Genomic DNA, 25,978 nt, shown 5'->3' on the forward strand with positions numbered 1-25,978 from the left:
GAAGTGTTGTTTCTATAGAAAATATTGAAAAATTAAAGGTCTGATTTTTTGTGGAATCCGTCGGCCACCACGGTGCTTTCAATATTATTTTTATCCACCGGGATCGGTGTTAATAAATAAGACGGCACGTCTTTTTTGCCATTATTTAATGTGGCATTGGATTTCGGGGTTTCCCCTTTGCCTAACTGCACCGCGATTTCGGCAGCGTCATTGGCCAGTTTGGTAATCGGTTTATAAACGGTCATGGTTTGAGTACCGGCTTCGATACGTTTGATCGCCGCAAGATCGGCATCCTGACCCGAGATCGCCACTTTCCCTGCCAGCCCTTGCGCTGACAGAGCCTGTACTGCACCACCGGCCGTCGCATCGTTAGACGCCACCACGGCATCAATTTTATTGTTGTTGGCCGTCAGGGCATTTTCCATAATTTTCAGGGCGTTTTCCGGCAACCAGCCATCGGCCCACTGATCTCCCACAACTTTAATCTTCCCGTCTTTGATCAGCGGGTTCAGCACTTTCATTTGTCCTGCGCGGAACAGCTTGGCGTTGTTATCCACCGGCGAGCCGCCCATCAGGAAATAATTCCCCTGCGGCACACGCTCAACCAGGCTTTGTGCCTGCAGCTCCCCGACCTTTTCATTGTCGAAAGAGATATAAAAATCAATGTCCGCGTTGTTAATCATGCGGTCATAGGCCAGCACCTTGATGCCTTCCTGCTTCGCTTCGGCGATCACGTTGCTGAGCACTTCGCCGTTATACGGGATGATGACCAGCACATCGACGCCACGGTTGATCATATTTTCAATCTGCGCCATTTGTGTTTCTTCATTGCCGTTTGCGGATTGCACAAAAACATCCGCACCCAGCGTTTTGGCTTTAGCCACAAAAATATCACGGTCTTTTTGCCAGCGCTCTAAACGTAAGTCATCAATAGCCATACCAATTTTAATTTCTTTCGCTAACCCTGACTGGCTAAAAAGCACTAATGCGGCACAGGCAGAAAGAATTACTTTATTCATTTTCATCATGTCAGACCTTTTATAAGAATAAGTAGAGGCAGATACAGAGAAGTGCGTACAGCAATGACACAAGGATTGTTGTCGCTGGGTAATTAATCGGCAATTGCAGATTTTAATCACTGCATTACGATTTTTTGTTTATTTTAGGAATTATGATGGGGATCATGGTTTGATTGTAATACGCACAAGCCAGATACTTTTATTATCGAGATATCGTGGAAGACGAATAAAAATGACAAGGAAAAAGGTTATTTATGCGATCTGCCGCACACTTAATAATTCTATTAAATTGAGTGTGAAATAACGTAATTGTGGGATGTCACGTCAACTCCGAAGATAGAGCCTCAGCCTCCCAGTCCCGCTGGGCCCGTTTTCAAGGAGTTATCAATGCACGCATATTTCGACAAGCTCGACGCAGTTCGCTACGAAGGTGCTAACAGCACTAATCCGCTGGCATTCCGTCATTACAACCCTGAAGAAGTGATCCTCGGCAAAACGATGGCTGAGCATCTGCGTTTCGCGGCTTGTTACTGGCACACCTTCTGCTGGAATGGTAATGACATGTTCGGTGTGGGCGCCTTTGACCGCCCGTGGCAGCATCCCGGTGACGCGCTGGAGCTGGCTAAAAGTAAAGCGGATGTCGCTTTCGAATTCTTCCAGAAGCTGAACGTGCCTTACTATTGCTTCCATGACGTCGACGTATCGCCGGAAGGGACATCAATTAAAGAATACGTCAATAATTTTGCCATCATGACTGATGTACTGGCGCAAAAGCAGGAAGCCAGCGGTGTAAAATTGTTGTGGGGTACAGCTAACTGCTTCACCAATCCACGTTACGGCGCAGGCGCTGCGACCAATCCTAATCCAGAAATTTATACCTGGGCCGCAACGCAGGTTGTGCACGCCATGAATGCCACCAAACAACTGGGGGGAGAAAATTACGTGCTGTGGGGCGGCCGTGAAGGCTACGAAACCCTGCTCAATACTGATCTTCGTCAGGAACGCGAACAACTGGGTCGCTTCATGCAGATGGTCGTTGAGCACAAACACAAAATTGGCTTCCAGGGCACCCTGCTGATCGAACCTAAACCGCAGGAACCGACCAAGCATCAATATGATTATGATGTTGCTTCCGTCTATGGCTTCCTGAAACAGTTTGGCCTGGAAAAAGAGATCAAAGTGAATATCGAGGCCAACCACGCCACACTGGCGGGTCACTCATTCCACCATGAAATTGCTAACGCAATTGCTCTGGGTATCTTCGGTTCCGTCGATGCAAACCGTGGCGACCCGCAGTGTGGCTGGGACACCGATCAGTTCCCGAACAGCGTGGAAGAAAATGCGTTGGTGATGTATGAAATCATCAAAGCGGGCGGTTTCACCACCGGAGGCCTGAACTTTGACTCAAAAGTTCGTCGCCAGAGCACCGATAAATATGACCTGTTCTACGGCCATATCGGTGGAATGGACACCATGGCGCTGGCGCTGAAAGTGGCAGCCCGTATGATTGAAAGCCGTGAACTGGATAAGCATGTTGCCCAACGTTACGCTGGCTGGAACACAGAATTGGGCCAGCAGATCCTGCAAGGCAAAATGTCACTGGAATCCCTGAGCAACTATGCGCAACACAACGCGCTGTCCCCTCAGCACCAGAGCGGTCAGCAGGAGCGTCTGGAGAATCTGGTTAACCGCTATCTGTTTGGTTAACCGGCTAAAATAAGTTGACGCCCTGCCCGCTGCGCGCGGAATTGCAGGGCGTTAATCGTTACAGATTCGGGTTAACAGATAAGGGAAAACTATGTATCTCGGAATAGATCTTGGCACCTCTGGCGTGAAAGCCATTTTACTCAGCGAAGAAGGTCGGGTGGTCGCCAGCCACAGTGAGGCGTTAACCCTTTCCCGCCCGCATCCGCTGTGGTCTGAACAACTTCCCGCTGACTGGTGGAAAGCCACGGACAAGGCGGTCACGGCGCTTTCGCATCAGCGTTCACTCAAAGACGTCAAAGCCATCGGTCTGACCGGTCAGATGCATGGCGCGACGGTAATGGATGCACAACAGAACGTGTTACGTCCGGCCATTTTATGGAACGATGGCCGCAGCTTCAGTCAGTGTCAGCAACTGGAAGCGGAAGTCCCGAATTCCCGCCAGATCACCGGTAATCTGATGATGCCCGGTTTTACCGCGCCCAAATTACTCTGGTTACGTAAAAACGAGCCGGATCTGTTTGCCAAAATCGACAAAGTCCTGCTGCCTAAAGATTATCTTCGCTGGCTGATGACCGGCGTGTTCGCCAGCGATATGTCTGATGCCGCTGGCACCCTGTGGCTGGATGTCGCTAAGCGCGACTGGAATGACGAATTACTGCATGCCACCGGCCTGACACGCCAGCAGATGCCCGCGCTTTTCGAAGGTAATCAGATTACCGGACACCTGTTGCCGGAACTCGCCTCACGCTGGAACATGGATTCCGTGCCGGTGATTGCCGGTGGCGGTGATAATGCCGCCGGGGCCGTCGGTGTCGGGTTGTATAAAACCGGACAAGCGATGCTATCTCTGGGTACGTCCGGCGTGTATTTCGCGGTAAGCGACGGTTTTCTGAGTAATCCGCAACAGGCGGTACATAGCTTCTGCCATGCCCTGCCTGACACCTGGCATCTGATGTCCGTCATGCTCAGCGCCGCCTCTTGTCTGGACTGGGCTGCAAAACTGACCGGCACCGCATCGGTTGGCGAACTGATCAGTCTGGCAGAAAAGACCCCGCCTGCAGATTCACCGGTCTGGTTCCTGCCGTATCTCTCCGGCGAACGCACCCCGCATAATAACCCGAATGCCAAAGGTGTATTGTTCGGCCTGACCCATCAGCATGGCCCGGCTGATATCGCCCGCGCCGTACTTGAAGGTGTGGGGTTTGCTCTGGCAGACGGAATGGACGTGCTGCACGCAACCGGTCTGAAACCGCACAGCATCACGCTGATTGGCGGCGGCGCCCGCAGCCCTTACTGGCGGCAAATGCTGGCCGACATCAGCGGTAAAACGCTGGAATACCGCACCGGCGGCGATGTCGGCCCGGCGCTCGGTGCTGCACGTTTAGCACAAATCGCCATGAATCCGGGGCAACCGCTGGAGCGGTTCCTGCCGGAACTGCCACTTGAGCAAGTGCATCAGCCGGACGCAGAACGGCATACTGCGTATGCAGAGCGGCGTGAAGTGTTCAGGGAGTTATATGTGAGGCTTGAGGGGTTGATGTAATACAAGACTGCTCCCTCCCCTGCGAAGGGGAGGGTTGGGGTGGGGTATTAAAGAAAAATCAGACAGTTAAAGTCAGCTTTGACTAAGTGTTAGCCCCTAAAACCCCCTCCCAGCCTCCCCCTTCGCAGGGGGAGGAGCCAAAACTAATAATGCTCCGCTATGGTCCTCACTAAAGGTGGAGCAAACCCGTTTTTACCTTACGGATATACCCCTTTAAACACCGTCTTCTTCCTCGGCTCCGACATAATCCCCTCCAGCGCCTCGACGCATTTCAAATAGTGCGGTGTTTTCTTGTGTGCCAGCACAGCGTCGTTATCCTGATAGGCTTCGTAGATAAAGAAGCGCGTCGGTACCGCCTCGTCCTGCAACACATCAAATCTGAGATTTCCCGGTTCCTTCACCGCGCCCAAATGGTTAGCGTGAAATACCGCCAGGAACTCATCCACCTTTTCCGGCTGAACATTAATTTCGACCAGTGTCACTTCCATGATTCACCCCTTTTCACTCAGGAACAGTTCATAAGCATGCGCCACGCTGGCGTTTTCATGCACCACCGCTTTCACCGCTTTCAGCATGGCAACCGGCGATTCGGACTGGAAGATGTTGCGCCCCATGTCCACACCGGATGCGCCCTGATCGATGGCTTTGAAGCACATTTCCAGCGCCTCGCGTTCCGGCAATTTTTTGCCGCCAGCAATCACTATCGGCACCGGACATCCCGCTGCGACGCGTTCGAAACCTTCATCGACATAGTAGGTTTTGATAATGTTCGCGCCCATTTCAGCGGCAATGCGGGTTGCCAGCGAGAAGTAACGCTGATCCCGCGCCATGTCTTTGCCGACGCCGGTCACCGCCATGGTCGGCATGCCGTAACGCATCCCCTGATCGACCAGTTGAATAATGTTTTTGATCGACTGATGTTCGTATTCACTGCCGATATACACCTGCGCTGCCATCGCGGCGACATTCAGGCGCAGCGCATCTTCAATCGCCACCGCCACCGTTTCGTTAGAGAGTTCAGTCAGGATCGAGTTACCACCGGAAGCCCGCATCACCACCGGTTTGTTCACCGCCGCAGGCACCACGCTGCGCAGTACGCCACGGGTACACATCAGCACGTCGGTATGCGAAAACAAAGGCGCAATGTTGATGTCGATGCGTTCAAGGCCGGTCGTCGGCCCCTGAAAATAACCGTGGTCAAACGCCAGCATCACCGTCCGGCCAGACTGCGGATTGAAAATCCGCGCCAGCCGCGACTGCATTCCCCAGTCAAGCTGACCGCTGCCCTTGAGGAAGAACGCGTGATTATCCTGCGGCGTGCCGATGCCGAAATTTTTGCCGTCTCTGATATCGTCCAGATCTGCCATTTTCTTTTCTCCTTACTGATCAGAAGTCGTATTTGCCGATGTTGTCTTTGGTGAAGACCACGCGTTCCGGCAGTAAAACGATGCCGTTACCTTTGGCCTCATACTGGTAGCCCTGCACGCTGTTCGGCACCACTTCCACCGTTCCGACGTCCGGCACATCCAGTTTGTCACCCACGTTAAGCGCGCCTTTTTTCAATAACTGATCGGCGACATAAACCGAAATTTTGCCCTGGCTGACCACGTCCCACAGACCGAACTGTTTCACCGTGCCGCGTTCGACATACGGGCGCATGACGTTTGGCGTACTGAAACCGACGATGGTCACGTTGGTACGTTTGAGGTTTTCCGCCGCCTGAGCCGCTGCCGGTAATGCGTTGGCATCAGGCGCAATAATCGCATCCAGATCGCCATAAGATTTCAGGATCCCTTCGGCGGTTTGCAGGGATTTAGTGGCATCGTTATAACCGTATTGCGTGGTCACGATTTCCCAGCCCGGATGCTCTTTGGCGATTTTGGCTTTCGCCTCTTTCACCCACTGATTCTGATCCGTCACTGTCGGGCTGGAATAGAAGAACGCCACTTTCGCTTTCTCTTTTTTCACCTGGCTGGAGGTCATCTCAACCAGCATCGAACCCAGTTGTTGTGGTGTGCCCTGATTGATGTAAATCGAGCGGCATTCCGGTTTGGTATCGGAATCCCAGGTCAGCACTTTCACGCCGCGTTGCATCGCGCGTTTAAGCGCCGGACACAGGCCGTCGGGTGATACCGCCGCCACCACAATCGCGTTGTATCCCTGATTGACGAAGTTGTTGATCATCTGCACCTGACCGGAAACGCTCGGCTCGGTCGGACCGTCGTAGGTCACGTCCGCGCCCAGCGCTTTACCGGCGGCCATTGCGCCGTTGCCGCCGCTGGTGAAATAACCGACGCCCACCAGTTTTGGGATAAAGGCGATACGTTCAGCCGCCTGTGCGCTCAGACACGCGAGGCTCACGGCACTGGCAATTAACAAGATTTTCATTGTGTTGGCTTTCATCATTAACCCCGGCTTATTGAGAAGACGTCAAGGAAGGAGAAGGCGCAGACCCGCGCCGGCAATAGCGCTGGAAAACACTGCGGATAAGACCACGGTTGAGGCTGGCAGAGCGGCCAATCACCACCAGGATCAGCAGCGCGCCGGACAGCGCACTGGAAACCTGACTGGAGACGCCAACCATCTGCAAACCCTGCTGGAGATACCCGATCAGCAGTGTCGCCAGCGCTGTGCCGAGAATGGAACCTGAACCGCCGTAGATATTGGCACCGCCCAGCACGACCGCGGTGATAGCGGGCATCAGCAGCGCATTACCGAGATCAGAACGCGCCGAGCCGAAATACGAAGTCATCAGAATGGCGGCCACGGCCGACGCCAGCCCGGTCATGCCGTAGAGAGCAAACACCGTGCGGCTGACCGGCAATGCGCCATAACGCGCCACTCGGGCATTCTGACCGATGAGGAAGACGTTGCGACCGGTGCGACTGCGGTGCATCAGCAGCCAGAAAAACAGTGTCGCCAGCAGGAAGATCACCAGCGGCATGGGCAGGCCCAGCACAATCTGATTGGCAAAGTTGGTGAACGCATCGGGGAAATTACCGATACCCTCAAAACCCGTCGCGCCCGCCAGCCCGGAAAGCAGTAAGGCGCTGCCGCCGAACAGGTAGAGCGTCCCCAGTGTGATGACCAGCGGATTCACGCCGGTATAAAGAATCAGCGCCGCATTGAGCAAACCACAGGCCGCGCCCAGTGCCAGCGTAAGCATAATGGCCAGTGCCAGCGGCACACCGGCCTGACACAGTACACCGAGCGCGATGGCGCACAGTCCGATGGTGGAACCAAAGGAAATGTCGATACCGCCGCTGACAATCACCAGTGTCAGTGGTAACGCCACAATCCCGATGGTGATGAAATCACTGGTGCTGAACAGCAGCGTACTGGCGTCCAGCATGCGCGGATTGGCGAAACCGAACAGTAAGATTTCGATGACCAGCAACGCCAGCAGCGCGATTTCCCAGCCATATTGTTGGAGTTTGTTCATCACACTACCCCGCTCTTTTTGCCGGTACTTAGCCGGCGGCTTGTATTTTTCGGTTGCTGAGATTTGCGTTCAACGGGTTTCTTCTGAGGCGGTGGCGTGGCCGCCAGAAAGCGTGAATACTTCTGCCGCCGCAAGTTTTTCTCCAGCGCCTGCCGCAATCTGCCGTCAAATACCAGCACCGCCAGCAGCACCAGCCCGGCGATAAAATCGTTCCACCACGCCGGAAGGCGTAACAGCACCAGCACGCTGTCAATTTGGGTCAGGAAATACGCGCCGAGCACCGCACCGAGAATGGAGCCGGTGCCGCCGAGCAGGCTGATGCCGCCCAGCACGCAGGCGGCGATGGCTTTCATCTCCAGCCCGCTGCCGGTCTGATTGGGCACGAAGCCGATTTGTGAAGCGAAGACAATTCCGGCAATGGCGGCCATCATGCCGTTAATGCCAAATGCCAGAATGCGTACCCGGTTGACGGCCACGCCAAGTTGTCTGGCACCCTGTAAGTTGTCGCCGACAGCGTAGAAACTGCGGCCAAACGCCGTGCGACCCAGCATCCAGAACATCGCAGCCAGCAAGACAATCACCAGCCAGCCGAGCGGGGAGACATTGAGGAAAACCGGTTCTGACAGAGATTTCAGCCCGGCCGGTAAGCCTTCAATCCATTTGCCGCCAGTCATCAGCAGCATCAGCCCGCGGTATAACCCCAGCGTACCGAGCGTGGCGACAATCGCCGGAATACGCAGCCAGGCGACCAGTACACCGTTAAATATTCCGGCCAGTAAACCGGTGCCGAGAGTCAGCAGACAGGCCAGCGGCAGGTTCATGCCGCCGTTGAGCAAAACCCCCAGCGTCACGGCGCACAGGCCGGTAACGGAACCGACCGACACGTCGATGTTGCGGGTCAGCATCACCACGGTGGCCCCCATCGCCAGCAACATCAGGATCTGCGCGCTGCCAAAAATCATGCTCAGTGTCTGAAAGCTGAACGACTGCCGGTCCATCGCACCGAGCAAGGCAAACAGCGCAATAATCGCCATCAGCGCGGTCAGTTCACGATTGTTTTGTATCCGCTTTAGCATGAGGTTCCTCCGGTGGCGGGGGTTTTGGCATGATTACCAAACGCGATATGCATAATGTTGCTGACGTTGATGTCGCTGCCCTGCAATTCGCCGCTCATTTCCCCCTGATGCATAACGAATACCCGATCCGCCAGTCCTTCAATTTCATCCAGATCAGATGAAATCAGGATCACCGCCACGTTCTGTTGCACCACTTCGCGCAGCAACTGGTAAATGTCAGCGCGCGCGGACACATCCACGCCGCGCGTAGGTTCATCGACAATCAGCACCGCGGGCTGTGCCTCAAGGCATTTGGCGATCAACAGTTTTTGCTGATTACCGCCGGAAAGTGTGCGGGCAGTTTGTGACCCGTCGCGGTATTTAATGCCGAGCGCACGGTGATAGCGTTCGAGCACCGCCGCTTCGCGTTTGATGTTCAGCCACCAGCCCTGACGGTTGAAGGTGAGTGAGGTGGTGTTCCAGCTCAGCGGCGCGTCGAGATACAGGCCGGATGCCTGCCGGTCTTCCGGCAAATACACCAGCCCTTTTTTCAGCCGCTGTAAGGTCGTCAGGCCGCTGATGTCTTGTTGCTGCAAAAGCACCTGACCACGTCGGGCGTCGCGCAGGCCATACAGGGTTTCTGCCAGTTCGGTGCGCCCTGCCCCCACCACGCCTGCCAGCCCGACGATTTCCCCGGCGCGGGCGCTGAATGAAATATTAATAAAGCCCTCACCGGTCAGGTTTTGCACCTGCAAGACCGGTTCGCTGCCTGCCGGGTTGCGTCGTGTGCCGGGTAAATCCAGCCACAACTTTTGCTCTGCGGGCAGCGCGGTGTCCTGGGAATGCGGGGTGATAGCGCGGATCAGCGCATCGTTATCCAGTTCGGCGAGCCTGCCGCTGAGCGCAATTTTGCCATCACGCATCACACTGACCCGGTCGGCAATCGCACGTATTTCCGGCAGTTTGTGCGAGATGAATACCACCCCGACGCCCTGCCCGGTGAGATGACGGACTTGTGTAAACAGGCGGGCGGATTCCGCCGGTGTCAGCGAGGCGGTTGGTTCATCAAGGATCAGCAGCCGCGCATCGCGCATCAGCCCGCGCAGGATTTCCACCAGTTGCTGATCGGCCACTTCCAGGGTTCCGGCCAGGGCACCCAGCGGTAAATTGCACCCCAGATCAGCCAGCGTTTGCTGCAATTTTTTTTCGCCGGCCTGATGTGCAGGCAGGCGGAACAGGATGTTTTCGCGCACGGTCAGGCTGGGAAACAGCATCGGCTCCTGCGGTACCAGATAAATCCCCGCCTGATGCGCTTTTGCTGGTGACAGCGCCAGTAAAGGCTCGCCGCCGAGCAGTAACGTGCCACTGTCGGCTATTTCGACACCGGCAATGATTTTCATCAGTGTCGATTTACCCGCTCCATTGCCGCCAAGCAGCGCGTGGACTTCTCCGCATTGCAGGCTGAAATCGATGTCTTTCAGCACCGCCACGCCGGAAAAGCTTTTACTGACACCGCTGACCTGCAACAGCAGATCCATGGTTTGCAGGTCTGCTGATAACTGTTTGCTGCTCTGCATACACCGGCCTCTGGCTTGATACATTAATTGAACAAATGTATTTATCATTTAACATTGTTCATAAAACTAGACCGAGGTGGCAGGGAAAACTTTTGTGCTGATCACAGTTTGTTCAACTCATATACTCTGCGTTATGATTCAGGCAGTAATCATTTGAAATTTGCAAAACACATCACAGTTAACAACATTTTGTTAACGAACAATTGATCTACATTTTGATAAGTGTTCACTATGAATGAGAAGACAACGCTTTCCGATTTGACTAACCATCCGGAATTCAGCATGGGCGAAGAGGAACTGCTGGCGCGCACCGCGTGGTTCTATTACCACGACGGCCTGACCCAGAATGAAATTGGTGAACGGCTTGGTTTGACGCGGCTGAAAGTGTCACGCCTGCTGGAAAAAGGCCGGCAGTCAGGAGTGATCCGCGTACAAATTAACTCGCGTTTTGAGGGCTGTTTGACGCTGGAAAATACCCTGCTCGAACGCTTTGGTTTACAGCAGATCCGCGTGCTGCCACAACTGGCCGACGGCTCGCTGAGCACACGGCTGGGGGTCGGCGCAGCACACATGCTGATGACATTGCTCAGGCCGGAACAACTGCTGGCTGTGGGTTTTGGCGAAACGGCGATGAGTACGTTGCAACATCTGAGCGGATTCATCTCCTCACAACAAATCCGCATGGTCACGCTTTCCGGCGGCGTCGGGCCCTATATGACCGGGATTGGTCAGCTTGATGCAGCCTGCGGAGTGAGCATTATTCCGGCTCCGCTGCGGGCGTCATCAGCCAGCGTAGCGGCTATTTTCCGTCAGGAACGTAATGTACACGATGTCATGCTGGCCGCCTGCGCGGCAGATATTGCGGTCGTCGGCATTGGCTCGCTGAACCAGAAACAGGACGCGACTATTTTGCGTTCCGGTTATATCAGCGAAGGTGAGCAGTTGTTGTTTGGCCGCAAAGGCGCAGTCGGCGACATTCTCGGTTTCTTTATGCAGCGCAACGGCGAGCTGGCAGAAAACATGGCAATCCACGATGAACTGATTGCCGTCGCGCCGGACGAACTGGCCAGCATTCCGACCGTGTTAGGCGTCGCAGGTGGGGTCGAGAAAGCTGAAGCCATCGTCGCGGCGCTGAAAGGCAGACGAATTAATGCACTGGTAACTGAAGAGAGCACAGCAAGAGCCATGCTGGCGCTGCTCGACTGACCCGCAGGGTGTAAGGGGCGTGGCGGTCAGGTATACGGTGCCCGATAAACTGGCACGAGAGAACATTGTGATGACCTCTACCCTGAACTCTGACCACGATCGCAACTATCTGATGGCGCTGGATGCTGGTACCGGCAGTATCCGCGCGGTGATTTTCAATCTCGAAGGCGAGCAGATAGCCGCCGGACAGGCCGAATGGATCCATCTGGCGGTGCCGGATGTGCCCGGTTCAATGGAATTTGATCTGCAAAAAAACTGGCAACTGGCCTGTCAGTGTATTCGTCAGGCATTGCAGGAAGCACATCTCCCCGCTTCTGCGATCCGCGCAGTGGCGGCCTGTTCCATGCGCGAAGGGATCGTGCTGTACGACAAATCCGGCGAACCTGTCTGGGCCTGCGCCAACGTCGATGCCCGCGCCAGCCGTGAAGTTTCCGAATTAAAAGAGATCCACGATTTCGAATTTGAACGCGAAGTCTATGAATGCTCCGGTCAGACACTGGCCCTCAGCGCCATGCCGCGCCTGTTATGGCTGGCCCATCACCGCCCCGATATTTACCGTCAGGCTGCCACTATTACCATGATCAGCGACTGGCTGGCCTACATGCTCAGCGGCGAACTGGCGGTGGATCCGTCCAACGCCGGTACCACCGGCATGCTGGATTTAGCCACCCGCAACTGGCGACCTGAGTTGCTGGATATGGCAGGGCTGCGCGCCGATATACTTTCTCCGGTGGCTGAAACGGGTACACGCCTCGGTTATGTCACGGCCAGCGCGGCCGATGCCTGTGGACTGAAAGCCGGAACGCCGGTCGGCATGGGTGGCGGCGACGCGCAACTTGGCACGCTCGGCCTGGGTCTGGTGCGTCCCGGCCAGACCGCCGTCCTTGGCGGCACATTCTGGCAGCAAATCGTCAACCTGCCGGAAGCGGTCACCGACCCCGAAATGAATATCCGCGTCAATCCGCACGTCATCCCCGGTATGGCACAGGCCGAATCCATCAGTTTCTTTACCGGACTGACCATGCGCTGGTTCCGTGACGCATTCTGTACCGAAGAGAAAACCATGGCGCAGCGTCTTGGCGTGGATGCTTACAGCTTGCTGGAAGACATGGCCGCCCGCGTGCCTGTGGGGGCCTGGGGCGTCACGCCGGTATTCTCGGATGCGATGCATTTCAAGAACTGGTATCACGCCGCCCCGTCGTTCATCAATCTGTCCATCGACCCGGAAAAATGCAACAAACCGGTGCTGTTCCGCGCGTTAGAAGAAAACGCCGCCATCGTATCGGCGTGTAATCTGGATATGATCGCCCGATTTTCCGGTGTACGCGCCAGGTCGCTGGTGTTCTCCGGCGGCGGTTCGAAGGGCAAATTATGGTGTCAGATTTTAAGTGATGTGACGGGTGTTCCGGTCAATGTGCCGGTGGTCAAAGAAGCCACCGCGCTGGGCTGTGCGATTGCAGCGGGTGTCGCAGCAGGCGTGTATTCGTCGCTTGCAGACACCGGTGAAGCGCTGGTGCGCTGGGAACGGGAATATCAGCCGGATGTGGCGAACCACGCAAAATATCTGGTGCAGAAAGCCAACTGGCAGGAAGTGTATGCGGATCAACTGGGGCTGGTGGACCGGCAGCTAACGACGTCGATGTGGAAAGCGCCAGGACTGTGAGGATAATTCCGGACTGCCTCCTCCCCTGCGAAGGGGAGGAGTAATCCAAATCTGGCGTTATTTGATACTCGCCATCGGCGGATCCATCGCCACTTTGCCTTTCACTGCTTTGTTCTTCACTCTTCTCGACCACATTGCGGTCAGGATCGGCACCAGAATTGAGGTGACGATAACCGAGGTAGCAACCAGCGCGGTTGCAGCCGGGGCAATCGGTTTGAACTGCGGCACCATTTCAGCAATCAGGACCGGCGTTGCCACCGCGGCCCCCGCAGAACTGGAGGCAGCGAGACCAGCGGTACCATCGCCGCCTCCGATGAATTTGTCGGCGAGGATCAGCGGAATACCGGTGATGACGATAACCGACATCCCCAGCAACACACCTAACAGACCGGTTTGTGCGATGACGTTCAGGTTGATGGTGTTACCGAGTGCGAAGGCGAAGAACGGGATCAGGGTTTGTACCGCTTTGCTGAAGAATTCGCGCAGTTCCGGGTCGAGATTGCCCAGGCTGAAACCGACCAGGAACGGCAACACGGCGCCAACGAAGACGTGCGGTTCAAAAGACGCGATGCCTGCCGTGCCGAGGATCACCATAGTCATCAGCGGGCCGGATTCCAGAGACATCAGCACAAATGCGCCCGCTTCTTCTTTCGTGCCGTATTGCTGCATTACCGAGGCATACAGGCCGCCGTTGGTCATGTCCATTGCAGCCACCAGTGCCAGCACGGAAAGTCCGGCGAAGAAGCCGAATTCCACACCATTTTCCGGCATGAACCGTGATGCTATCGCCGCCACAATCCACGCCACCGCGATTTTGGTGACCACCAACGTGCCGGATTTACGCAACACCGTGCCGGTCGCGCTGAGTTTGATGGAGGCTCCCATGCAGAAGAACCACACCGCCAGAATAGGTACAGTGCCGGTCATCAGCCCGTTGGTGAAGGAACCAAAATATTTGCCCGAATCAGGCGCGAAGGTATGGCACAGCGCACCAATGAAGAGAGGCACCAACATCATCCCGCCGGGGATTTTTTCTATCGCTCGTTTAATGTGCATAATTTTCACCTGATTTAAAAGTCACGGACTACCTGATGCCGCTACGTTATCCATTTCTCAGGGTGATAAAAGTGATTCAACTCATAAATTGAAACGATGTTTCTATTTTTTAGATCGGTAGTTTTAATAATTTACTCCGTCAATATTTAATTTCGGAGAGAAATCACATTTTCGAATTATTTGTACGAAAATACTTAACACACAAAAACAAAAAAGCCCGCAACAGTTGCCTGTGCGGGCCGGGTATCACACAAAAATGTCAGCTCAGCGATAAAGTGCCGAACGCCTGACGCCAGTCAGTATCAAACTTTTCAATCGCCGCTTCGACGGCAGGTGTATTGAGTAACTGTTCGGCCACATCCACCGGTAAGGTGATTGACTGACATCCCGCCAGCAGGCAATCCATCGCCTGACGTGGGGTTCGGAAACTGGCGGCCAGCACCTTCGATTGCGGCGCGTGCAGGCTGAGCAAGGTCTGCAACTCTTTGACCATCGCGATGCCGTCACCGCCCTGTGCATCCAGACGGTTCACATAAGGCGCAACGTATTCCGCCCCCGCCAGTGCCGCCAGTAATCCCTGACCTGCGCCATACACCGCCGTGCCCAGCGTCGGGATATTCATGCCCTTCAGCTTTTTAATGGCCGCCAGACCTTCACGGGTTACCGGCACTTTCACGACCAAACCGGACACCCGCTGCGTCAACAACAACGCTTCTGCAACCATTTGTTCGGCGTCGGCAGCAATCACCTGTGCGAACAATTTACCGTTACCCCCCAGCGCATCGCGCAAGGCAGGCAGCACTTCCCACAGCGATTTACCTTCTTTCGCCACGATGCTCGGATTCGTGGTGACCCCCTGCAACGGCAGGATGCGCGACAAACGTTTTACCGCAGTGACATCGGCAGTATCGAGATACAGCTCCATAACTTTCTCCCTGAAACTTGTGAGTGAATGCAAAGTTCAGAGAGTGTACGTCAGCAAGCAGAAGGTTTGTTGATCATCATCAAAATCACTTTCGAATGAAAGTTATTAAATTGCGAAAGAAGATTTTTAGCACCAGGGAGCGTCGAGATGATTTTCAATGTGCAGCGTTATTCCACACATGATGGCCCGGGGATCCGGACGGTGGTTTTTCTGAAAGGCTGTTCCCTGAGCTGTACCTGGTGCCAGAATCCGGAAAGTCGTTCGGCGGCGCCTGACGTGCTGTTCGATTCACGTTTATGCAGCGCAGGATGTCAGCACTGCGCAAAGACTTTTCCACATGCAGTCAGCATAGAACATGACCGCATCGGGATTCGGCATGAACAATTTCAGGCAGAAGATCGCTGTCTGATCGAACAGGTTTGCCCCTCCGGCGCACTGAGTGTGTGTGGAAATGACGCGGATATTGACGCCCTGATGCAGCAAATCCTGCGGGATAAACCTTTTTATACCCGTACCGGCGGCGGTGTGACGCTTTCCGGCGGCGAACCTTTCCTGCAGCCACAAATTGCGCTGACACTGCTGCAACGTTGCCGTCACGAAGGGCTGCACACCGCCGTGGAAAGTTGTCTGCATGTGCCGTGGAAATACATTGAGCCTTCGCTGGGGGCGCTGGATTTATTGCTGGCGGATCTCAAGCATGTGGCCGATGAACCTTTCCGCCGATTGACCGGCGGTTCCGCCAAAAGAGTGAAGGATAATTTCCGTCGTCTGGCTGCGGCCGGACAAAAGCTCATCGTCCGTGTGCCGTTAATTCCTGATTTTAATGCTGACCGGGCATCCATCCGCCAGATCGTTGATTTTGCGGCGGATGAAACCGGCTGCGAAGCCATTCACTTTTTGCCGTACCACACGCTGGGCATCAATAAGTATGTCCTGCTGGGGCAACCTTATCTGGCGCCACGCCAGCCGTTAAATGACCCTGACCTGCTGACGTTCGCTGAACAATACGCCGCAGAAAAAGGACTTTGTGCACAGTTAAGAGGATAAGAAAAATGACCCAACTGAATCTGAACACCCTTTCCGCCCGTATCCGGTCTCATAAAGAAGCCCTGATCCACATCGTCAAGCCACCGGTATGTACCGAGCGCGCACAGCATTACACGCAGGTTTATCAGCAACATGCTGACAAACCGCTGGCGGTACGCCGCGCGCTGGCGCTGGCTGAACATCTGAGCAAACGCACTATCTGGATCAAACATGACGAGCTGATCGTCGGTAATCAGGCCAGCGAAGTGCGCGCTGCACCGATTTTCCCGGAATACACCGTGGGCTGGATCGAAAGTGAAATTGACGCGCTTGCTGACCGGCCGGGCGCAGGTTTTGCCGTCAGCGAAGCCAACAAAAAAATCCTGCATGAACTCTGCCCGTGGTGGCGCGGGCAGACCGTGCAGGACCGCTGCTACGGTATGTTTACCGATGAGCAGAAAGCGTTGCTCGACAGCGGTATCGTAAAAGCCGAAGGCAATATGACTTCCGGCGATGCCCATCTGGCGGTGAATTTCCCGCTGCTGCTGGAACTGGGTCTGGACGGATTACGCAGTAAAGTGGGCGAGCGTCGCAGCCGCATTCGGCTGACTGACTGGGAAGATTTGCATAAAGAGCAATTGCTGAAAGCCATTGATATCACGCTGGCAGCGGTCAGCGACCACGTCGTGCGTTTCGCACAACTGGCACGGGAAATGGCCGCCACGGAAACCCGCGAGCAGCGCCGTAGCGAGTTACTGACCATCGCCGCCAACTGCGACGTCATTGCTCATCAGCCACCGCAAAACTTCTGGCAGGCGCTGCAACTGTGTTACTTCATTCAGCTTATTTTGCAGATTGAATCCAACGGCCACTCCGTGTCGTTTGGCCGCATGGATCAGTATTTGTATCCGTTTTATCGTCGTGACGTTGAGCTGGAACAAACGCTGGAGCGTGATCAGGCCATCGAACTGCTGCAAAGCTGCTGGCTGAAATTGCTGGAAGTGAACAAGATCCGCTCCGGTACGCATTCCAAAGCGTCGGCGGGCAGCCCGTTGTACCAGAACGTCACCATCGGCGGTCAGAATTTGCATAATGACGTGGCATCCGATGCGGTCAATCCGCTGTCATACGCCATTCTGGAATCCTGCGGACAATTGCGATCCACCCAGCCGAATCTGAGCGTGCGCTATCACGCCGGAATGAGCCGTGACTTCCTTGATGCCTGCGTACAGGTGATCCGCTGTGGTTTTGGCATGCCCGCCTTTAATAACGATGAAATTGTTATTCCAGAATTCATCAAACTGGGCGTCGAAAAACAGGATGCTTATGATTATGCCGCCATTGGCTGCATCGAAACGGCAGTCGGCGGCAAGTGGGGCTATCGTTGTACCGGCATGAGTTTCATCAACTTTGCCCGCGTGATGCTCGCCGCGCTTGAACAGGGGCACGACGCGAAAAGTCATACCCGCTTCCTGCCGCAGGAACGCGGTTTGTCGCAGGGGAATTTCGATAATTTCGATCAGGTCTTTGCGCAGTGGGATGAACAAATCCGTTATTACACCCGCAAATCCATCGAAATCGAATGCGTGGTCGATACGGTTCTGGAAGAGAATGCGCAGGATATTTTGTGTTCGGCGCTGGTCGATGACTGTATAGAACGCGGGAAAACCATCAAGCAAGGCGGTGCGAAATACGACTGGGTTTCAGGATTGCAAGTCGGGATCGCCAATCTGGGTAACAGCCTGGCGGCAGTGAAAAAGCTGGTATTCGATCAGGGCGTGATTGGCCAGCAGGAGCTGGCCAACGCGCTGGCTTCAGATTATGAGGGACTGGACGGCGAACGACTGCGTCAGCGGCTGATTAACGGCGCAGAGAAATACGGCAATGATCAAGACGAGGTCGATAATTTGCTGGTGCGTGCGTATCAGTGCTATATCGATGAACTGTCGAATTATCACAATACCCGCTTCGGACGCGGCCCGGTCGGTGGCACGTATTACGCGGGTACATCGTCTATTTCGGCCAACGTGCCGTTTGGTGCCGCAACTACCGCCACGCCGGATGGACGTAAAGCCTTTACGCCGCTGGCGGAAGGGGCCAGCCCGGCATCCGGTACCGATCATCTCGGGCCGACAGCGGTCTTTAATTCGCTGAGCAAATTACCGACAGAAGCGATTCTCGGCGGCGTACTGCTCAATCAGAAACTGAATCCGGCATCGCTGGAAAATGAAAGCGAACGCGAGACGTTAATGCTAATGCTGCGGACATTCTTTGAGGAACATCGCGGCTGGCATGTTCAGTACAATATTGTTTCCCGCGAGACATTACTTAAAGCGCGTGAGGAACCGCAGAACTATCGCGACCTGGTTGTCCGTGTCGCCGGTTACTCCGCATTCTTTACGGCCTTATCGCCTGAGGCTCAGGATGATATTATCGCCCGTACAGAACATTCACTTTAAAATTCGCATCTGAATTTAACTTTCAACGGGCGGCGCAGGCTGCCCGTATTTTGGGCGGTTATGAACGACAGACAACAAGTTATTCTGCAATGGGTAAACGATAAGCAGCGCATCAGCGTCAGTGAGTTGTCACAGATTTGTCAGGTGTCAGAAGTGACGATCCGCCACGATCTTACGCTACTGGAACAGCGACATTATCTGCGCCGTGCGCACGGTTTTGCCGTCGCTATCCAGACCGATGACGTGGATACCCGCATGATGTCGAATTTTGCCCAGAAGCAGAAACTGGCGAAGTTTGCGGCATCCCTGATCCAGGACGGCGAAACGGTATTTTTCGAAAGTGGCAGCAGCATCGCCTTGCTGGCGCAATATCTTGCCGATAAGAAGAACCTGACGGTGATTACCGTCAGCGGTTATGTCGCCTCTTTGCTGAAAAGTATGCCCTGTGACGTGGTTCTGCTCGGCGGGATGTATCAGAAAACCAGTCAGACGGTGGTCGGCCCGCTGACCAGAATGTGTCTGCAACAAATGAATTTCAGTAAAGCGTTCATGGGCATCGACGGCTTCACCGATACCACCGGCTTTACCGGCCGGGACATGTTACGTGCTGATGTGGTGAATGCGGTCGTGGCTAAAGGTGCGGAAAATATCGTGCTAACGGATTCATCGAAATTCGGTCAAATAAATCTTAACCCGTTGGGGCCGGTCAGTGCCTTCAGCCGGGTCATCACTGACGACAAATTATCCCCTGAATATCAGCAGCAACTTTCCGCTGCCGGGATTAAGGTCAGCCTGGTCGGCTGACCTATCCTTATCTGTGCCCCCCGATAATTCGGGTTTCAGGGGATTATTGGCCGTAGTAGGCATTCTTGCCATGTTTACGCAGGTAATGCTTATCCAGTAATTGCGGCTGCATATCCGGCAACTGCGGCGTTAACTGGCGGGAGAAAATGCCCATGTAGGCGACCTCTTCCAGCACGACGGCGTTATGCACGGCATTATCGGCATCTTTCCCCCAGGCGAACGGCCCGTGCGAATGCACCAGTACAGCCGGAATGTCTGCCGGCGACAGATGTCTTTCCGTGAAGGTTTTAACGATGACTTCACCGGTCTCCCATTCATAACGTCCGGCGATTTCCTCTTCGGTCATCAGCCGCGTGCAGGGAATGTTGCCGTAGAAATAATCCGCGTGGGTGGTGCCCCAGGCGGGAATATCCAAACCGGCCTGCGCCCAGATGGTTGCGTGGCGCGAATGCGTATGAACAATACCCCCTGCTTCCGGGAAATTCAGGTACAGTACCCGGTGGGTATCGGTATCGGAAGAAGGCTTTTTGCTGCCCTCGACGATTTTGCCGGTCTCCAGTTCCACCACCACCATGTCGTCCACGCCCATGTGGTCGTATTCCACTCCCGACGGTTTAATCACGACCAGCCCAAGTTTACGGTCAACGGCGCTGACATTTCCCCAGGTAAAGGTCACCAGATTATGGCGAGGCAGTGCCAGATTGGCCTCTAATACCTGCTCTTTCAGTTGCTTTAGCATCTTGGTTTCCTCTTATTACGAGGCTTTATTGTCTGGGTGACGGGTGTGTGCAGGTATGGGGGAAATCGCTAAAGAGTGCGTACAGATCTGCTGCAAACGTAAAAGTGCCCATTTGTTCCACAAACCGTTGAATGTTTGTCCAGCTTTTTAGTCTTTTGTGTGGTGAGAAAGAGCATCCTTGGTGAATTAAGATTATTCACCTAGTGAATGTATATCAATTTCACTATTTTTAATTAACGGATGCACAACTGCGTCTGGATAGGAGAAAAATTATGATGCTCGTGAATAAACGTGTTGCCAGTATTGCACTGGTTCTGACTCTGGCAATGTCTGTCAGCGCTTGTGGTAACTGGTCTAAGCGTGACCGTAACACCGCAATCGGTGCGGGTGCAGGTGCGCTGGGTGGTGCAGTTCTGACTGACGGCAGTACCTTAGGGACATTGGGTGGCGCTGCAGTGGGTGGTATCATCGGACATCAGGTCAGTAAGTAAAACAACCGGGAGATAAGTTCTATTTAACTGGCATCAAAAACGTAAGCGTTAAGCAACGAATAAAGCTAAAAATAGGATTGGGTTGTTTTTCAGGTCAACTTTATTGTCATCAGATGGATGACAAACAACGTGCTTTCGCGTTGTGATATCTCTAAAAGCTAAAGCAAGATGCTGCACCTTTGCGGATGCAGCATCTTATTATAAACGGTCAGTGATCGTTTACAGACAGGTCAGCCCCCCGCCAGTTTCACTTTCATGCCTTTCGCTTCCAGCAGTTGTTTAAGCAGATCGCGTTTGTCACCCTGGATCTCAATCACGCCGTCTTTCACCGCACCGCCACAACCGCATTTCTTTTTCAGTTCGGCAGCGAGTTTTTCCAGTTCAATATCATCAAGACTGACACCGGTGATCAGGCACACGCCCTTCCCTTTGCGCCCGCTGGTCTGGCGCTGAATACGCACAATGCCGTCACCTTTCGGACGCTCAGCCACGACTTTGGGCTCATCGATTCTGCCGCTGTCGGTCGAATACACTAAACGGCTGTTGCTGTCATTGCTCATGGTTTTTCCTTCTTAGCGCAGTGATGCCAGAATTTCACGCAGGGTCTGCGCCGGATCGGCAGATTGCGTGATCGGCCGGCCAATCACCATGTAATCCACGCCCGCCGCCAGCGCTTCCTGTGGCGTCATGATGCGACGCTGATCATCGGCTTGGCTACCAGCCGGGCGGATACCCGGCGTCACCAGTTTGAACGCCTGCCCGAGAGCAGATTTAAAACGGGTCGCTTCCTGCGCGGAACACACTACGCCATCGAGGCCGCAGTCGCGTGTCAGGCGCGCCAGACGTTCAGCATAATCAGCCGGAGAAAGTTCAATACCTAAATCCGCCAGGTCATTGTCTTCCAGGCTGGTCAGCACCGTGACGGCAATCAGTAAGGGGGCATCTTTTCCAAACGGTGCCAGCGCTTCCCGGGCCGCCGTCATCATGCGCGCACCGCCGCTGGCATGCACATTCACCATCCAGACACCCAAATCTGCCGCAGCAGCCACAGCGCGCGCAGTAGTGTTAGGGATGTCGTGGAATTTCAGATCCAGAAAGACGTCGAAACCGCGGGTCTGCAGATCTTTGACCATCTGCGGACCAAAATGAGTGAACATCTCTTTGCCAATTTTCAGACGGCAATCACGCGGATCGATTTTGTCAGCAAACGCCAGTGCGGAGGATTTATCGGCATAATCGAGAGCGACAACAATCGGTGAAGTATTTAAGTCTTTGTTGTTAGTGTTACTTTCGGACTTCATCTCGTCAGCCTCTTGTCAGTTTTTACGTCAGGAAGAAATAATATAATTTTTGCCGCCGATATTTTACATGGCAAACCACTGAATTCACAGCTACACCTAATGTGACAGTTTTATTAAATTTTTGTGATGCACTAGACGATGCAACAAGGCTGGCTTAGCTTGTTACTTTTACTCTAAGGAAAGGCAGAAAAATGAGTGAGATAACAACCCTGACCGTTAAAATTCCGGTTGAATTGAAAGAACTGATCAAAAACGCCGCTGCGGAAGCAGAACATTCATTAAGTGCAGAAGTTGCGGCACGCCTGGAAGAGAGTTTTAACCCTGCTGCGCCCAAAGGTAAAAAAGCCGCTAAAGCCACAGAACACGAAATTGATAATCAGCATCTTGCAGAAGAGACTGAACCCGCGCTGACCACCAAAGAAATCAAGAAATTGCGGACGTTGCTTAATGCCCGCAAGGCGAGCAGCAAGAAGAAGTAAGAGTCGATTTAAAATATCCTGCGGTTTCCCCTAAATAATTCACGTTGCAGTAAGGCGACAAACGTATCTGCAACCCGAAGTATGACGGGGAAACTTATTGGCCATCCAGGCCCCGGATTGGCTTTATCGTCGCCCAGCCACGGCATGACGGGCAATGCCAGTAAAGTGAATGCGCGGTAAAGCCGCATTTATGACAGCGATAGCGTGGCTTCGTCCGGATCTGTTCACCCACCATATCCCGCAGCAACACCAGGCTCTCTTTCGCACGCCCTTCTTCCGCATCCGCCAGATGGTAATCCATCAGGTGATGAAACACGCGCATGGTCGGATGGCGTTGCAACTGACGGTTGATATAGTTTTGCGCGGTCTCACGCCCTTCTTCATCCTGGATGATTTCGGCCAGCATCAGTTCTGCTGTGGCGCCGGTATTTTCATCCACACAACGCCTGAGAAACTCGGCCCATGCCAGCGTATCGTCAAGATTCTGGTAACACTCCTGCAGCATCGGCAACGCTTCGCTGACCAGCTCTTTATCCTGCTCCAGCACCCGCTGTAAGGCCTCTGTCGCTTTGCGGTAATCGCCCTGCGCCAGTAAAATCCGCCCCTGCATAATGGAGACACGGGCACAGAGTTTGTCCGCTGCCGCCGCCTTTTTCAGCAAGCCGGTCGCCTTATCGAAATCTTCAGACACCATTGCCTGCAATGCCAGTTCACACCAGAAATGCGCAATTTCTTTACGGCGGTTTTCTTTGCCGAGCTTGACCAGACGTTCCGCCACATCAATGGCGTTCTGCCAGTCGCTGGTGGCCTGATGAATAATCAACAACTGTTCCAGCGCAAACAACTGGAAATCCTGCTCTTTCACCAGCTGGTTGAACATGTCTTCCGCACGATCATAGAAACCGGCAGCCATGTAATCACGACCCAGTTGCTGTACGGCGAGCAGGCGCTGTTCGAAAGTCAGCGAAGCACTTTCCATCAGCGACTGGTGGATACGGATCGCACGATCGACTTCACCACGGGAGCGGAACAGGTTGCCCAGAGTCAGGTGCGCTTCGACTGTACTGCTGTCCTCTTTCAACATTTCGAGGAACAGATCGACCGCTTTATCCTGCTGATTGGAAAGCAGGAAGTTAACCCCCGCGACGTATTCACGCGACAGGCGGTTAGCATTTTCCTGTTTGTCCTGCTGAGAACTTCTGCGCCCCATGTACCAGCCATAGGCGGCCGCAACGGGCAACAACAGAAACAGCAGTTCTAACATAGAGGGTTATTCCTTGCTGACATCGTAAGATGCTGCTGGCGGCGTAACGACAGCCGCGGGTTCAATTTGCTGCTCCAGGCGTTTGATTTTACGCTGGGCGCGCCCCAGAGACAGACGTACACGCAGGTAGAACAAACCACAGATTATCCAGCCAAGAATAAAACCGGTAGCGAACAGCACAGCAAGCAGTGTCGAAACACGATAGTCACCCTGTGCCAGCAAATAATTGAAGGTCACAGTCTGATCGTTATGGGCACCCAGAGTGATAGAAATCACAACGATGACCAGCAAAAATAAAAAAATCAGCAGATATTTCACATTCATTCCTGTAATGCCGGGTGTACCGGATGAATTATGCCAAAAACTCGCGTCCCGACCTAATAAGTTAGCATTTCCGAACAAAGCAGGGAAACATTGCGGAGGGTTTAAATGCCGTCTGTAGCAACTTCATTCGACTTTAGTGTGGTGTCGTGACCACCACGACAATTAAGGCTATGGAATGTATATGGGGATGAAAACCATGAATTAAAGGGTTCACCAGGAACCCCCTGAGATTTCAGACGGTAAGAAATCAAAAAACCGGGATTATTCACGCTCGCTGATTTCCTGGTTTTCTGCTGGTGGTGGCGTTAGCGGCCCGACATAGCGCTCCGTCAGCCAGCAGGCCAGCATTACCAGGATCCAGCTGATGCCCACAGATGCCATCAGGTCGCGTGGCCAGTGCATGCCGAGCATCAGTCTGCTGCCCATCACCACCACCGCCCACACCATCAGCACGGTGACCGTTTTATAGTGTTTACGCCGCCACAATAACCCGACACCGAGTAAAACCCAGGTTGCGGCAAACATCGTGTGGCCAGAAGGGAATGCGTATCCCGTGTCGTTCTGCCAGCTTTTATTCAGCCAGTGCGGGATTTGCACGTTGTCGCCCAGCACCTCTTTCACCTGCCGGGCACGCGCTTTACTTTTCCGGGCATAAAATTCATCGACGTTCATCTGATGATCCGTCCCCAGCCATGCGACATACGGCCTGGGTTCGCGGACTTCGGCTTTGATAAAGTCTTTAACATACTGACCGGCCAGCACTGACAAGGTGATGATCACCACCAGCCCGATGGCTGGTTTAAGCCGAAATCGCAGGCACCACAGAAACCAGCCACAGAGGATAACAGTCGTCATGATTCCCCATGGTTCACTCACCGTTTCCGTGACCCAATAAAGCGGACGCAGCACGGCGGGATTACCACCCGGTGTCCACGTCCAGCCGCTTATCCACACCGCTGCGGGCATCAGTAACAAAAGAACAGCCCCGAGAGCTGTGCGCCTGGCGATATCAAACATAGTCGTCCCTTCAGTCATGCGTAAAAAGAGTTGGAGTGTATCAACGTTGTGATTGCTTAACATTCCTTTAGCGTGAGTTGTTGAAGAAGCGGTTATAATTCATAAGTTATGAACTAATCGTTCAAATATTCCCGCTAAAATGTGACCCAAACTGTGGCAAAATGATGCCCTGTCGTGATGGAAAGGCACCGATTCCCTATCCAGAGGCCGCATCAGAAAGTAGGATGCGCATCAACAAGTAAAATACTTACTGTAAATAAAGACTATTTGTGGTTTTTTTGGAGCATAAAATGCAGCTGAAACGGGTGGCAGAAGCCAATCTGCCAACACCTTGGGGCGATTTCCTGATGGTGGGTTTTGAAGAATTGGCCACCGGGCACGACCACCTGGCGTTAGTTTTTGGCGACATCACCGGTGAAACGCCGGTTCTTGCGCGCGTTCACTCCGAATGTCTGACCGGTGATGCCTTATTCAGCCTGCGCTGTGACTGCGGTTTCCAGCTCGAAGCCGCACTGAATCATATCGCCGAAGAAGGTCGTGGCATCCTGATGTATCACCGTCAGGAAGGCCGTAACATCGGTTTGCTGAATAAGATCCGCGCATATGCCTTACAAGACAAAGGTTACGACACCGTCGAAGCCAACCATCAGCTTGGGTTCGCCGCAGACGAACGCGACTTCACGCTGTGCGCCGACATGTTCAAATTGCTGGGTGTCGATTCCGTACGCCTGCTGACCAACAATCCGAAGAAAGTCGAAATTCTGACTGAAGCCGGTATTAACATTACAGAACGCGTCCCGCTGATCGTCGGCCGTAATCCGGAAAACGAACGCTACCTGTCGACCAAAGCCGCCAAAATGGGCCATCTGCTCGACAAGTAA

25 protein-coding genes are annotated in these 25,978 nt (G+C 53.9%); 10 read left to right on the plus strand and 15 right to left on the minus strand.

The features are described 5' to 3' along the window. Positions 1 to 32 precede the first annotated feature (32 nt). Positions 33 to 1,025, minus strand: a complete 993-nt coding sequence (gene xylF, locus GW591_RS07755; RefSeq protein ID WP_015690054.1) for a D-xylose ABC transporter substrate-binding protein — start codon at positions 1,023 to 1,025, stop codon at positions 33 to 35. A gap of 381 nt (positions 1,026 to 1,406) precedes the next feature. Here xylF and xylA point away from each other — a divergent pair, with 381 nt between their 5' ends. Together xylA and xylB are read left to right on the plus strand one after the other, a co-directional pair. Next, the gene (xylA, locus tag GW591_RS07760) at positions 1,407 to 2,726 is read left to right on the plus strand and encodes a xylose isomerase (RefSeq protein WP_126124951.1); all 1,320 of its coding nucleotides are present in this window, start codon (positions 1,407 to 1,409) and stop codon (positions 2,724 to 2,726) included. Between the two features lie 91 nt (positions 2,727 to 2,817). Next, entirely contained in the window at positions 2,818 to 4,269 is a 1,452-nt protein-coding gene (xylB, locus tag GW591_RS07765) for a xylulokinase (protein ID WP_126124952.1), read from the plus strand. Positions 4,270 to 4,466: 197 nt separating this feature from the next. Here the strand turns inward: xylB and lsrG are convergent, their stop codons facing one another. From lsrG to lsrA, 6 genes are read right to left on the minus strand one after another with little or no spacing between them, the layout of a single operon-like run. Further along, positions 4,467 to 4,757 carry a (4S)-4-hydroxy-5-phosphonooxypentane-2,3-dione isomerase gene (gene lsrG / locus GW591_RS07770; RefSeq protein ID WP_037034453.1) on the minus strand — a complete coding sequence of 97 codons (291 nt, stop codon included), beginning with the start codon at positions 4,755 to 4,757 and terminating at the stop codon, positions 4,467 to 4,469. Positions 4,758 to 4,760: 3 nt separating this feature from the next. Then, positions 4,761 to 5,636: a 3-hydroxy-5-phosphonooxypentane-2,4-dione thiolase gene (lsrF, locus tag GW591_RS07775; protein WP_013575889.1), complete on the minus strand. Its 876-nt coding sequence runs from the start codon at positions 5,634 to 5,636 to the stop codon at positions 4,761 to 4,763. A 19-nt stretch (positions 5,637 to 5,655) separates the two neighbouring features. Then, positions 5,656 to 6,657, minus strand: a complete 1,002-nt coding sequence (gene lsrB, locus GW591_RS07780) for an autoinducer 2 ABC transporter substrate-binding protein LsrB (protein WP_369794782.1) — start codon at positions 6,655 to 6,657, stop codon at positions 5,656 to 5,658. A gap of 28 nt (positions 6,658 to 6,685) precedes the next feature. Beyond that, the gene (lsrD, locus tag GW591_RS07785; protein ID WP_126124953.1) at positions 6,686 to 7,711 is read right to left on the minus strand and encodes an autoinducer 2 ABC transporter permease LsrD; all 1,026 of its coding nucleotides are present in this window, start codon (positions 7,709 to 7,711) and stop codon (positions 6,686 to 6,688) included. Beyond that, the gene (gene lsrC / locus GW591_RS07790) at positions 7,711 to 8,787 is read right to left on the minus strand and encodes an autoinducer 2 ABC transporter permease LsrC (RefSeq protein ID WP_126124954.1); all 1,077 of its coding nucleotides are present in this window, start codon (positions 8,785 to 8,787) and stop codon (positions 7,711 to 7,713) included. Before lsrC ends, lsrD begins: the two co-directional genes overlap by 1 nt. Beyond that, positions 8,781 to 10,343, minus strand: coding sequence for an autoinducer 2 ABC transporter ATP-binding protein LsrA (gene lsrA, locus GW591_RS07795; protein WP_126124955.1), 1,563 nt, complete (start codon positions 10,341 to 10,343; stop codon positions 8,781 to 8,783). Before lsrA ends, lsrC begins: the two co-directional genes overlap by 7 nt. A gap of 231 nt (positions 10,344 to 10,574) precedes the next feature. Here lsrA and lsrR point away from each other — a divergent pair, with 231 nt between their 5' ends. After that, entirely contained in the window at positions 10,575 to 11,549 is a 975-nt protein-coding gene (gene lsrR, locus GW591_RS07800; RefSeq protein WP_013575894.1) for a transcriptional regulator LsrR, read from the plus strand. 70 nt (positions 11,550 to 11,619) lie between these two features. Next, positions 11,620 to 13,212, plus strand: coding sequence for an autoinducer-2 kinase (gene lsrK / locus GW591_RS07805; protein ID WP_166860703.1), 1,593 nt, complete (start codon positions 11,620 to 11,622; stop codon positions 13,210 to 13,212). Positions 13,213 to 13,269: 57 nt separating this feature from the next. Here the strand turns inward: lsrK and kdgT are convergent, their stop codons facing one another. Then, complete coding sequence (gene kdgT, locus GW591_RS07810; RefSeq protein ID WP_013575896.1) at positions 13,270 to 14,268, minus strand: 2-keto-3-deoxygluconate transporter; 999 nt, start codon at positions 14,266 to 14,268, stop codon at positions 13,270 to 13,272. Positions 14,269 to 14,527: 259 nt separating this feature from the next. Beyond that, on the minus strand, positions 14,528 to 15,193 hold the full coding sequence (gene fsa / locus GW591_RS07815) for a fructose-6-phosphate aldolase (RefSeq protein ID WP_037034458.1): 666 nt from the start codon (positions 15,191 to 15,193) through the stop codon (positions 14,528 to 14,530). 147 nt (positions 15,194 to 15,340) lie between these two features. Here fsa and GW591_RS07820 point away from each other — a divergent pair, with 147 nt between their 5' ends. From GW591_RS07820 to GW591_RS07830, 3 genes are read left to right on the plus strand one after another with little or no spacing between them, the layout of a single operon-like run. Next, complete coding sequence (locus GW591_RS07820) at positions 15,341 to 16,240, plus strand: glycyl-radical enzyme activating protein (RefSeq protein ID WP_121019239.1); 900 nt, start codon at positions 15,341 to 15,343, stop codon at positions 16,238 to 16,240. 5 nt (positions 16,241 to 16,245) lie between these two features. Next, on the plus strand, positions 16,246 to 18,678 hold the full coding sequence (locus tag GW591_RS07825; RefSeq protein WP_013575899.1) for a formate C-acetyltransferase/glycerol dehydratase family glycyl radical enzyme: 2,433 nt from the start codon (positions 16,246 to 16,248) through the stop codon (positions 18,676 to 18,678). Between the two features lie 60 nt (positions 18,679 to 18,738). Further along, positions 18,739 to 19,482, plus strand: a complete 744-nt coding sequence (locus GW591_RS07830; protein ID WP_013575900.1) for a DeoR/GlpR family DNA-binding transcription regulator — start codon at positions 18,739 to 18,741, stop codon at positions 19,480 to 19,482. 43 nt (positions 19,483 to 19,525) lie between these two features. On the opposite strand, the gene araD is transcribed toward GW591_RS07830, so the two are convergent. After that, on the minus strand, positions 19,526 to 20,221 hold the full coding sequence (gene araD, locus GW591_RS07835; RefSeq protein WP_013575901.1) for an L-ribulose-5-phosphate 4-epimerase: 696 nt from the start codon (positions 20,219 to 20,221) through the stop codon (positions 19,526 to 19,528). A gap of 272 nt (positions 20,222 to 20,493) precedes the next feature. Between araD and osmB the strand changes: the two genes are divergently transcribed. Next, positions 20,494 to 20,712 (plus strand): osmotically-inducible lipoprotein OsmB, encoded by a 219-nt coding sequence (gene osmB / locus GW591_RS07840; RefSeq protein ID WP_013575902.1) that lies wholly within the window; start codon positions 20,494 to 20,496, stop codon positions 20,710 to 20,712. Between the two features lie 230 nt (positions 20,713 to 20,942). Here the strand turns inward: osmB and yciH are convergent, their stop codons facing one another. Together yciH and pyrF are read right to left on the minus strand one after the other, a co-directional pair. Then, the gene (yciH, locus tag GW591_RS07845; RefSeq protein WP_013575903.1) at positions 20,943 to 21,272 is read right to left on the minus strand and encodes a stress response translation initiation inhibitor YciH; all 330 of its coding nucleotides are present in this window, start codon (positions 21,270 to 21,272) and stop codon (positions 20,943 to 20,945) included. 12 nt (positions 21,273 to 21,284) lie between these two features. Beyond that, on the minus strand, positions 21,285 to 22,013 hold the full coding sequence (gene pyrF, locus GW591_RS07850; protein WP_126124957.1) for an orotidine-5'-phosphate decarboxylase: 729 nt from the start codon (positions 22,011 to 22,013) through the stop codon (positions 21,285 to 21,287). Positions 22,014 to 22,204: 191 nt separating this feature from the next. On the opposite strand from pyrF, the gene GW591_RS07855 reads away from it, so the two are divergent. Then, positions 22,205 to 22,492 (plus strand): Arc family DNA-binding protein, encoded by a 288-nt coding sequence (locus tag GW591_RS07855; protein WP_015690064.1) that lies wholly within the window; start codon positions 22,205 to 22,207, stop codon positions 22,490 to 22,492. Between the two features lie 94 nt (positions 22,493 to 22,586). Here the strand turns inward: GW591_RS07855 and lapB are convergent, their stop codons facing one another. The 3 genes from lapB to pgpB form a co-directional block, all read right to left on the minus strand. Continuing rightward, positions 22,587 to 23,756, minus strand: coding sequence for a lipopolysaccharide assembly protein LapB (gene lapB / locus GW591_RS07860; RefSeq protein ID WP_013575906.1), 1,170 nt, complete (start codon positions 23,754 to 23,756; stop codon positions 22,587 to 22,589). Positions 23,757 to 23,762: 6 nt separating this feature from the next. Beyond that, on the minus strand, positions 23,763 to 24,074 hold the full coding sequence (locus GW591_RS07865; protein WP_013575907.1) for a LapA family protein: 312 nt from the start codon (positions 24,072 to 24,074) through the stop codon (positions 23,763 to 23,765). Positions 24,075 to 24,341: 267 nt separating this feature from the next. Continuing rightward, entirely contained in the window at positions 24,342 to 25,097 is a 756-nt protein-coding gene (gene pgpB, locus GW591_RS07870; protein WP_126124958.1) for a phosphatidylglycerophosphatase B, read from the minus strand. A 290-nt stretch (positions 25,098 to 25,387) separates the two neighbouring features. On the opposite strand from pgpB, the gene ribA reads away from it, so the two are divergent. Further along, positions 25,388 to 25,978: a GTP cyclohydrolase II gene (ribA, locus tag GW591_RS07875; protein ID WP_015690066.1), complete on the plus strand. Its 591-nt coding sequence runs from the start codon at positions 25,388 to 25,390 to the stop codon at positions 25,976 to 25,978.

The organism is Rahnella aceris, assembly GCF_011684115.1.
Classification (GTDB): Bacteria; Pseudomonadota; Gammaproteobacteria; order Enterobacterales; family Enterobacteriaceae; genus Rahnella; species Rahnella aceris.